The 10,150-nt window shown below is 69.9% G+C and carries 8 protein-coding genes and 2 pseudogenes; 8 read left to right on the forward strand and 2 right to left on the reverse strand.

All coding sequences use genetic code 11. The features are described from left to right. Positions 1–104: 104 nt before the first annotated feature. The 3 genes and pseudogenes from ACWD11_RS34725 (at position 105) to ACWD11_RS34735 (ending at position 1,799) form a co-directional block, all read left to right on the forward strand. Entirely contained in the window at positions 105–425 is a 321-nt protein-coding gene (locus ACWD11_RS34725) for an integrase core domain-containing protein (RefSeq protein WP_451287881.1), read from the forward strand. A 2-nt stretch (positions 426–427) separates the two neighbouring features. Beyond that, positions 428–1,075, forward strand: a pseudogene (locus tag ACWD11_RS34730) (transposase family protein); the annotation flags it as partial. A gap of 232 nt (positions 1,076–1,307) precedes the next feature. Next, complete coding sequence (locus ACWD11_RS34735; RefSeq protein WP_451287883.1) at positions 1,308–1,799, forward strand: hypothetical protein; 492 nt, start codon at positions 1,308–1,310, stop codon at positions 1,797–1,799. Here ACWD11_RS34735 and ACWD11_RS34740 read toward each other — a convergent pair. Beyond that, positions 1,756–2,547 carry an IS5 family transposase gene (locus tag ACWD11_RS34740; RefSeq protein WP_451287891.1) on the reverse strand — a complete coding sequence of 264 codons (792 nt, stop codon included), beginning with the start codon at positions 2,545–2,547 and terminating at the stop codon, positions 1,756–1,758. The two genes, ACWD11_RS34735 and ACWD11_RS34740, sit on opposite strands and share 44 nt — an antisense overlap. A gap of 294 nt (positions 2,548–2,841) precedes the next feature. Here ACWD11_RS34740 and ACWD11_RS34745 point away from each other — a divergent pair, with 294 nt between their 5' ends. The 4 genes from ACWD11_RS34745 (at position 2,842) to ACWD11_RS34760 (ending at position 8,586) form a co-directional block, all read left to right on the forward strand. Next, on the forward strand, positions 2,842–3,162 hold the full coding sequence (locus ACWD11_RS34745; RefSeq protein ID WP_451287893.1) for a hypothetical protein: 321 nt from the start codon (positions 2,842–2,844) through the stop codon (positions 3,160–3,162). 86 nt (positions 3,163–3,248) lie between these two features. Continuing rightward, positions 3,249–5,318 (forward strand): AAA family ATPase, encoded by a 2,070-nt coding sequence (locus ACWD11_RS34750; RefSeq protein ID WP_451287885.1) that lies wholly within the window; start codon positions 3,249–3,251, stop codon positions 5,316–5,318. Continuing rightward, positions 5,315–7,762 (forward strand): hypothetical protein, encoded by a 2,448-nt coding sequence (locus ACWD11_RS34755; RefSeq protein ID WP_451287887.1) that lies wholly within the window; start codon positions 5,315–5,317, stop codon positions 7,760–7,762. Before ACWD11_RS34750 ends, ACWD11_RS34755 begins: the two co-directional genes overlap by 4 nt. Beyond that, positions 7,759–8,586, forward strand: coding sequence for a hypothetical protein (locus tag ACWD11_RS34760; RefSeq protein WP_451287889.1), 828 nt, complete (start codon positions 7,759–7,761; stop codon positions 8,584–8,586). Before ACWD11_RS34755 ends, ACWD11_RS34760 begins: the two co-directional genes overlap by 4 nt. Before the next feature lie 172 nt (positions 8,587–8,758). On the opposite strand, the pseudogene ACWD11_RS34765 reads toward ACWD11_RS34760, so the two are convergent. After that, positions 8,759–9,089, reverse strand: a pseudogene (locus ACWD11_RS34765) (mobilization protein); the annotation flags it as partial. A 476-nt stretch (positions 9,090–9,565) separates the two neighbouring features. Between ACWD11_RS34765 and ACWD11_RS34770 the strand changes: the two are divergent. Then, positions 9,566–9,835 carry a recombinase family protein gene (locus tag ACWD11_RS34770; protein WP_389421558.1) on the forward strand — a complete coding sequence of 90 codons (270 nt, stop codon included), beginning with the start codon at positions 9,566–9,568 and terminating at the stop codon, positions 9,833–9,835. Positions 9,836–10,150: the final 315 nt, after the last annotated feature.

Raw genomic sequence — 10,150 nt, forward strand, 5'->3', positions numbered from 1 at the left:
CGAAGCCGTCGCCCTGGCAATCAATAACCGACCCCGCAAGATCCTCGGCTGGAAGACACCGGCCGAGGTCTTCGAGGAGCAGCTACGCTCACTACAACAGCCCGGTGTTGCAACGACCGGTTGAACTCGCCGAATACACCGCGGACGAACTCCGGCGCGAGATAAACCGGTTGGGGCTGCGGCAGAGCATGGGCCGCACGGGATCGTGTTTCGACAACGCCGCCGCCGAGTCGTTCTTCGCGCTCTTGAAGGAAGAGATCGGCACCCGCTCCTGGCCGGACCGGCCAACTGCCCGAGCGGAGGTCTTCGCCTTCATCGAGACCTTCTACAACCGGCGGCGACTGCGGAAACATCCGGGCTGGGGCTACCTCACCCCGCTGGAGATCAGACAGCGACACGAACAAGGACACACCCTCACGGCGTAAGCATCGAGTGTCCAGCATCACGGGGAAACTTCACCTTGTACTCGCTGGGTCACGTCCCTCACGAGGTTGTTGAGCATGTTTCCTGGCTCATCTACGCCCGAAGGTGTGAGCTGAACTCCCGCTGGCGCAGGCTGGGCTGCTTCCGGCAGGCCCTGCTCGTCCTGGTACACCTGCGTAAGAACGAGACTCTGGCCCAGGTCGCAGCAGGTTTCGGTGTCTCCACCGCTACCGCCGGCCGGTACGTGAGCGAGACGGTCGACCTCCTCGCCGAGTGCGCTCCGAGCCTGCACGAGGCCCTGCGCGAGTCACCACATGAGGGGTTCGTCATCCTCGACGGCACCCTGATCGCCACTGATCGCATCGTGGCGGATGAGCCCTATGACTCGATGAAACACCGCCGTCACGGGATGAACGTGCAGGTCGTGGCCTCTCCGGACGGGACACCGCTGTGGTTCTCGCGAGCGCTGCCCGGCCGCACGCATGACCTGACCGCGGCCCGCGCACACGGTGTGATCCAAGCCTGCCTGTCCCGTCAGCTCCTCGTTCTGGCCGACCGGGCCTACCGCGGAGCCGGAGCCACCGTGCGCACCCCTTACTACGGCCGCGACCTCCCCGAGAAGTACGCCCAGTTCAACCGGGACCACGCCCGGCACCCCTGGGCGGGTCAACCATACGAAGGGCTCACCACATCCCGCAGAACAACGTAGGGATTCCTTAGAAGCCGTTGTCTTTCCGGAGTGGAAGACTGCGTTTCCGCTGGTCGGGCGTAGGGTCGGCGATCCCGTGGGAGTAGTGGCCTGTCGTGCTGTCGCTGCCCGGGAGGTTGTGGATCCGTCGGTGGTTGGGCTGTTGGAACAGCGTGAGCTGGGTGCTCGCCGTCGTGTGGACGAGCTGCGGGAGGAAGCCGACCGCGTCCAGGCCGAGCTGGCCGTGGCCGAGCGGGAATGGAAGGAGTGGGTCATCGCCCGCTCGCGGGTCGGCGAGGTGCTGGCGCCGGTGGACGAGACCGAAGATCACGCCCGGACCGAGCGGGCGAGGCCGACCGAGGGACCGGCCGAGGAGGCATCATCGGCGTCGAGGGCCGCGAAGCCGAAGTCGCAGGTGCCCATGTGGCGCGAGGGACTGGCCTGGTCCGTGCTGTCGATCGACTACCAGCGCATCCTGCAGGCCCTTACGGACCGGCATCGCCTCCATCAAGGGCCGCTGACCTGCCAGGAGATGGCCGTCTCGTTCGGCCTGGACGCGGTGCCGGCGAAGGTGGAAGCGCTGCGGTCGAAGGCGAAACGCCTGGTCGCGCGCGGCTGGCTGGCCGAACAGCAGCCGGGCCGCTTCACGCTCGCGCAGAATGTGACCGGGCCAGGCGGCGGGTCATGAGCAGGGTCATCGACCAGTAGACCATCGCCTCGGCGCTGGTGGTGCGGCGCTCGAAGTCGCGCACCAGGCGGCGGGTGCGCATCAGGTGGGCGAAAAGGCGCTCGACGATCCACCGCTTGGGCAGCACCACGAAGCCACGCATGTCGTCGCTGCGCTTGACGATCGCCAGGACCAGGGCGAGCGTGGCCAGGCAGTGCTCGACGAGACTGCCGGTGTAGCCGCCATCCGCCCAGACCAGGGCCAGCCTGTGGTGCGCGTCGGCGACTTGGTACAGCAGGACCGGGGCGGCGGCGCGGTCGCCGACATCCGCGGCGGTGACCATCACCGCGAGCAGCAGACCGAGGGTGTCGACCACGACATGCCGCTTACGGCCGTTGATCAGCTTGCCGCCGTCGAAGCCGCGGCTGTCGGAGCCGACGACCGCGTCCGCCTTCACCGACTGGGAGTCGATCACTCCGGCCGTCGGCTCCGTGTCGCGGCCCGCCTTCTCGCGGACCTGCGCACGTAGCCGGTCGTGGAACTCCTTGACCAGGCCATGGTCGCGCCAGCGGCGGAAGAAGGCGTATACCCGGTCCCACGGCGGGAAGTCGGCCGGCATCGCCCGCCACTTGATGCCGTTGTCCACGAGGTAGCGGATCGCATCGAGTACAGCCCGGTGGCAGTACGCCTCCGGCCGGCCGCCGCGACCGCGCATCCAGCCCGGCACCGGCAGCAACGGCCGGACGGCCGCCCACTCCGCGTCCGTCATGTCCGTCGGATAGCGCGGCTGCCGCAATCCGTTGTCGGCGGCGTTTCCGAACCGGTGAGCCAGGCAGTCACACTCCCAGGTGACCGAGCTGGACTGCCCGGCCGTCGGCACGGAAGACTGTTGCATCAGGGCCTCCTGCTGCTCGGTGATTCGACACCAACGAGCTGTTCAGGAGGCCCTGTCCGTATGCGCCAAGCGCCCCACGATCACCCAATCGGGACTCCCGTTCGACGCGCATCTCTCAAGATCGGAACGACAACAACTACTTATCAGCGTTGACGCTCCAGGGTGAGGATGGCTGAGCCCCGCAGGCCTTGGAAGACACTCTCCGAGGTCGAACTGGCCACCGCCGAGTGGATCGACTGGTACTGCCACCGCCGACTCCACGGTGAGATCGGGCACATCAAACGACATGCTGAGGGCGCCGCGCAAGTCGTCGTCTGGATCTTGCCTGGGGGTTTGTGGTTTCGCGGTAGTAGTTGGTCTCGTATTCAGCGGGTGCCCTCCACCCGCTTCTCCAACGACCTGCTCGCCATGGTCGTAGGTGAACTCGGCGTCGCGAAAGCGGGAGTGGAGCGGGCGTTCGCGCGTAAGGTCGCGGCCGAGAGACCCTGAGCCGGCGGGTCATCGAGAAACCCGGCGGTGAGATCGTTCTCGGCCTATCATCGGGCTTGACCCCGGGGACACGGATGGTGAGCGGAATGGGCCAGCGACGCGCTCTCGTGGTCGGGATCGCGGAGTTCGCCGCCAGCTCGCGGACCGTACCCGACGCGGAGGAGGCAATCGACTGCGCGGCTTGGCCGCCGTTGCCCGACGCCGGCGACTGGGCAGGCCGCGTCGCGACGATGCTCGACGAGCTCGGTTTCCAGGTGACCCTGCTGGCCGGGGCGACGGCGCCGGCGGCGGCCGACTTGGGCGCGGCCGTGACGCGCACCATCCAGGAGGTTGGCCCGGACGATGTCGTGATCGTCCACGTGATCACCCATGGCGACCAGCCCCCGGATATGGACACCGCGTACGCGATCGGCGCCGACGGGCGGCGCGACGAGACGTGCAACGTCGACGCGTGGGTCCGGACCGTGGTCGCCGGCGGCGACGCACGACCACGGACCCTGTTCCTGCTCGATTTCTGCCGCTCTGGCGTTGCCACCGTGCCCCGTTGGCATCGCCGCCCATTCCAGGCGTCGAACCGGGCCTGGGTCCTCGCCGCGTCGGCCCCTGACTCCGACGCCTTCGACTGCGCCTTCAGCCGCGCCGTCGTCCAGGTCCTCCGGGAGGTCGCGGCGGGAGACTTCTGCACGCATCCGTCCCGGCCCACGGTCCCGTACCTGGCGGTGTCCGCGCGGATCCGGGAGGTCGTCGCGGGCGATGACGGCGACGGCGTCCTGCTGCCGATCCAGGAGCCCACCGGGACGCCGATCGACACGATGACGGCCGCCCGGCTGGATCTGCCGTTCTTCCCGAATCCGGACCACCGGCGCGCCGCCTTCGATGACGCCCTCGCCGCCATGGACGACCGGCTCGCCGAGTTCGCGCGCGAGGTCGACCACCTCGTCGACCCCCGTCATTTCCGTGACCGGGCGGCTGCCCGCTGGGAAGCAGGCCGTCGGCCCGGGCTGTTCCAGGGGCGTGAGCGCGAGCTGCGGGCGCTTTCGGCGTTGGTCGACGGAGCGGCTGCAGCGGTGCCGTGGATCGTCACCGGTAGCCCCGGGGTGGGGAAATCGGCCCTGCTCGGGGTGCTGGTGTGCGCGGCCCACCCCACGCTGCGGCACGCGACCGAGGAGGTGTGGGGCCACTTGCCCGCGCCGGCCGCCACGCCGCACCTCGCCGCCGTACACGCCCGGCAGCAGACCGTCGACGCCATCACGACGTCCTTGCTCACGCAGCTCGCGCCGGAGGCGGCGTCGGCGGAGGCGCCGGCGTCGGCCGAGGCGCTGCTGGAGGTGGTCGCTGAACGTCCCGTCGCCCCGGTGATTGTGATCGACTCGCTGGACGAGGCCATCGACTCCGAGGAGCTGAGCGCGCGGCTGTTGGTGCCGCTCACCCGCGTACGCAGGGCGGATGGCTCCGCGGCGTGCCGGCTGATCGTCGGCATGCGCCCCTGGGAGGAGTTCGAGCCGCTCCGGCGGGCCGTTGCCCTCGCGGGCGGCACAATCCTGGACCTCGACCAGGTCCCGGCCGCGGAGCTGGCCGGGAACCTGCGCGCGTACGTCCAGCGCGTCCTGCGGGCCGGCCGCGGGTACGGCTCGGTGGACGGCCACTGGTTCGTGACCGCGATCGCGGACGGGGTCGCTGCCACGCTGACGCGTACCGGCGATGCCCAGCCTCGGTGGGGCGGGTTCTTGATTGCCCGGCTGTTCGCTGAGTACGTCGCTCACACGCTGCCCCCGGTCACCGACCAGGCCCAGGCTGATCGGCTGCTCGCCCAGGTCCCGGCCTCGCTGCCCGAGGTTCTCGAGATGACGCTGCACCGGCCCGAGGTCGGTCCCTGGATGCGTCCGGTTCTGGCGGCGCTGGCGCACGCGCGCGGCGTGGGCATGCCACCGAAGATCATTCGGGCTATAGCACCCCTGTTCGCGCCGGAGGGTCTGGGATCACCATCGACCAGGGACGTGCGCCGCGCCCTGGAGGAGGGGCGTTTCTACCTCCGCCAGTCGGCCGACGTCAGCGGAACCAGCGTGTTCCGCCTCTTCCACGAGAGTCTCGTCGAGTATCTGCTCGCGCACCCCCGTGCCGTACCCGCCGACGCGGCATCGGAGCCGGCGACATGAGCGGTACGGACCGCGGGGCACTCGCCGGCATTCTGCTCAGCCAGGTGGGCCGCCACCCCGACGGGTCACGTCGCTGGGCGGAGGCGGACCCGTATCTGCTGCGCCACGCCGTGCAGCACGCGGTCGAGGGCGGATGCCTCGACGAGCTGCTCGCCGATTCCGAGTTCCTGGTCTACGCCGATCCCGCCACGCTGATCCCCGCGCTGCCCGGTGCGTCCAGTCCGGACGCGGTCATCGCCGCGACCGTCTACCGCAGCGCGCTGGAGGACCTCCGGTCCGCGCTGCCCGAGCGGCGCCGTCAGTACCTCGCCATCAGCGGCTCCCGCGTCGGCGCCCAGGCGCTGGCCCGGCGCCTCAGCCGGCCCTTCGGATCGCCGGCTCTCGCGCTGGAGCCGCTGTTCTCCACCGGCTCCGAGATCAAGCCCGCCGTACGGGCCGTGTTCGACGACGGCGACTTCCGGGTGTACGCGGTGGCGGTGGCACGTACCGATGGTCGGCAGGTCGTGGTCACCACCGGCACCGACCGGGAGGGCTACGACACGATCGTCCGGTTTCGTGATCTGCTTACGGGCGAGCCCACGCTGCCGCCGATCACGATCACGGGTGACCGCGAGCATCCGGGACGGGCATCGCGGTACCAGGGTGTGATCGCGGTGTCCGAGGTCGACGGCGCAGCCGTCGTGGTCCTCCGCTCCGAGGGTGGGCTGGTCGTACGGTCGGTAGCCACCGGACAGATCGTACGCGAGCACCCCACAGGCGAGGGATCCTGCCTGGCCACCGGGGTGCTGGCGGGGCGTGCGGTCGCCGCGCTCGACGAGGAACCGGGGATTCTCGTACGCGACCTCGACACCGGGGCGACCGTCGGACCGGTGATCCAGACTCCGTCGGAGCGTCTCTGTTCCTTGGAGCTCGGCGAGATCGGTGATCACCCCGTCCTCGTCTACGCCACCCACAGCGGCCGATACGGAGACGAAGACCCCGGCAGCACGTGCCAGGTCATCGACCTGAACAGCGGCGGCCAGATCGGCCCTGCCCACCGGTGCTCACCCCGGTCCGGCACGGCGATCGCCCGCCTCGGCTTGCACGAGGGCCGCCCCGTCGTCGTCGTGGGTCCGCAGCACGTGCACACTGACATGAACGGCGAGCGACATCACCCCAACGTCGAGATCCGGGACGTGTTCACCGGCGAGGAACGGTTTCCCGCCTGGACGCAGTTCGAGGGGATAACGGCGCTGGCGGTGACGCTGATGGACGGCCACGCGGTGCTCGTGGCCGGCGACGGCAGCGGCGCTGTGACCGTACGGGACCTGAGCGGCGGCGAGCCGTACGAGCTGCTCCGCCTCGGGGTCGCCCGGGGCTGGGTGGGCGATCTTGAGATCGCCCGGGCCGACGGACACGTCCTGGTCCTCGCCGCGTGCGACGACGGCGCGCTCCGGGTGGCCGACCTGTCACCGTCGGACTCAGGCCCGGCCGATCCGTCTCCCGGCCACCAGATCGGCGTCGAGTCCATCGCCCTGGCCAGGGTCGGCGGGCATCCGGTGGTGCTCAGCGGCGGCCATCTCGGCGACCTCTACCGTCGCGACGCCCGTACCGGGTCGCGGACGGCGCGGCTGTGGCACGGGGACCTCCGGATAACCGACATCGCGGTGACCACGATCGCCGAGCACCAGGTGGCGGTGACCGGGAGCCCTCGAGCCGGCGTACGGCTGCACGATCTCGCGTCGGGACAGCCCCTCGCCGACTATCGGTCGCCCGGTGACGACATGGAATGGGTACACTCCGTCGACGTGCTCTGGATGGACGGCCAGCCGGTCATCGTGGGAGCGGGGGACGGCGGCCTCGTCTGGATGTGGGACCTGCTAGGCGGCGAATGCCTGCTGCACTGGATGGTGCCCGACGGCGACGCCCACCGGGCGGTCTGGCGTGGTCTGCTGGTGGACGGCACGCCTGTGCTCGCCGGGGTCCAGGCGGAGTACGGACCCACCACGGGCCATATCGCCTTATACGATCTCGCGAGCCGCAGCCGGCGCGACGTCGTTATCCAGGCGTTCGAGGGATACAGCTCGGCGCAGTGCCTCGCCGTACACGAGCATCGGGGCGTCCCACTCGTCGCGTTCGCCGACTTCAATGGCACCCTCGCGGTGTGGGAGGCGAGGACCGGCACCCTCGTCAGCCGCGTCGTCAACGACGCCGACACGGAGCGCCCGCAGACCGCGCTCGCCTGCGGTGAGGCCGACGGCCGCGCCGTCTGCGTGGTCGGCACCCAGGCAGGCCACCTCGGCGTACACGACCTGCTCACCGGCGAACGGCTCGCCGACACCGTGCTTCCCGGCGGGTGGATCCACTGCCTCGACATCGACGACGACGGCCTCGTGGCCGTCGGGTACGGGCAGGAGGTTGCCGTCCTGGACATGAGCGGTGCCGTCACGGGTGGCGCCTCGTGACGCGCATCCTGGGGGTCCACGGCGTCGGGAACCACGACCCGCACCGCTCCGCCGCGGAGGCCGCCGAGCGGCTCACGGCCACCTGGCAACGGCATCTCACCGCCGGCGGTGCCGGTGTACGGTCGGACGACGTGCGGGTCGCCTACTGGGCCCATCACCTGCACCGGCGGCGCCGTCAAGGGCCCGAGACCGACCCCCACGGCCTGTCCCCGGCCGAGCTGGACGTGCTCGCCGCCCTGGTCGCCGAGGTCGACGCGACGGCCGTACGGCAGGGCCGGCTGACGCTGCCGCTCCGGCAGGCGATCGCGCTGCTCGCCGCGCGCGGTGGCGTCGCGGTGCCGGTGATGTCCGCCTTCATTGCGGTGTTCTGCCGCGAGGTGCACGCCTACCTGGGACATCCCGGCGCGCCGGGGCGGGCCTCCGTACGCGACTCGGTGGCCGAGTCGATCATCGAGCACCGTCCGCGGGTGGTGATCGCGCACTCGCTCGGCTCTGTGATCGCGTACGAGGCACTGTGGTCGCGGCCCGGACCCGACGTCGACCTGCTGGTGACCCTCGGCTCGCCTCTCGGCCTGCCGTCCGTCGTTTTCGAGCGGCTGTGCCCCGCGCCCCGAGACGGCCTCGGCCAGCGCCCACCCCGGGTTCGGCGATGGGTCAACCTGGCAGATCCGGGCGACATCGTCGCGATCCCCAGGTGGCTGGCGACGAAGTTCGCCGGTGTGGACACCGACGGGGAGGCGTCGATCCATTCGGTCGACTTCCACCGCGTCGCGTCGTACCTCCGCCTTCCCGACGTCGCCCGGGCTATCGCCGAGCTCGGGTAAGCGGGTCAGTGTGGCTTCCGGGTCGCCCATGTCCAGGTCGGCGAGGTGGCTGAAGACCAAGCAGGAGCTGATCGGGTTGCCGCCGCCCGGGTACATGGTTCTGTTGACCGCCGCCATCGAGTTTCCGGCGGCGTACAGGCACGGGATGACCTCCCCTTCGGTGTCGGCATGCTCACCGGGTCTTGCCCGATGTTTCCTCCCCGCTGTGGCGCCTGCCCGGCGAGTTGGGGCGGGTCGCCGTTCTGGGCGTCGAGGACCCGCGGCGCCCTGCGGTGCCGTTCTCAGACCGGATCGAGGAATCGGCGGGCAGATCGGCCGTCCGCCGCAGCCGCATACCAGCACGTCGCTCACCGAGTCCGCGGTGTCGAGTTCGCGGCGCCCTGCGGCGTCGGACAGGATGGCGGCCGGGTCGTGGCGCCGGCGGCTTCGGTGTCCGCGATGGTCGCGGCCAGGGCGTACCAGCCGGGCTCGGCAAGGATCTGCTCGGCGAGTTGGGGCAGTGCGCAGGTGGTCGAACTGGCGCATCAACAGGGAACCCTGCGCCCCGACATCTCCGCGCGGGACATCACGTACCTGGAGGTCGCCCTCGTCGGCATCATGGGCGCCACCGCGGACGACCCCGACGCCTACCGGCGCCACCTGGCCCTGTTCCTCGACGGCGCACGGCTGGGCCTGGCAGCTTTACCCTCGTCGTAGCCCGAGCGCGCATTCGCGTCGACTAGTGGTGCGCGCACTTGCCGCGAGGCCATCTGGCCCTCGACCTCAGCCTGCTACCACTCACAACGACCCGAGCCATCAGGTGGACTCCCAGCATCCCACTGTCGTCAAACGATCGTTTTACGACAGGCAGCTGACGCCTCCAATGAACCCGTGCAATCCGGGGGTTCGTGGCGGCTCGAGTTTAATCAGATCCGATGGTGATTGCTGACAGGGTTTGACGACAAATAGGGTCCGATCCTCCGTACGGAAGGGGCCCCGGGTGGCGAACCCGGTCTACAAGCGGGTCTCGACGGACCAGCAGTCCACCGCCCGGCAGGACCTCGTCCTGGAGAAAGCCGGGATCGAGGACCCGGTCGTCTTCGAGGAGGACCCGGGCACCTCCAGCCGCCTCCACCCGCTCCAGCGCCCGAAGTTCCACGAACTGCTCACCTACGCGCGGCCGGGCGACATCGTGCACATCTCCGAGATGTTCCGCCTCGCGAGCGCCGACTTGGGCGGGATGCAGACTTCATCGTCGGTGGGCTGCTGATCGACTGCCAAGCCACCACGCGCCCCCACACCATCCATCCATCGTTCTGCCGTACAGCAGCTCGCCGGATACCTGCGGCTCGACTACGACAACGCGTACGGCATCGACCGGGGCGACCTCTGCCCTTCCCGGCAGGGCGCTCTGATCACGTGGAACGTCCCGGAGTTCCTCGGGCCTTGACCCCGAATCCTGAACACGGGTTATGCGGCTGGTGCCAGCCTAGTTGGTGTGTGGTGGAGGGTGTTCTCGAAGGCGATCGGTGATCGTTGTCCGAGGCGGGAGTGTCGGCGTCGGGTGTTGTAGCGGTGGAGCCAT

The organism is Streptomyces sp. NPDC002776 (assembly GCF_053592195.1).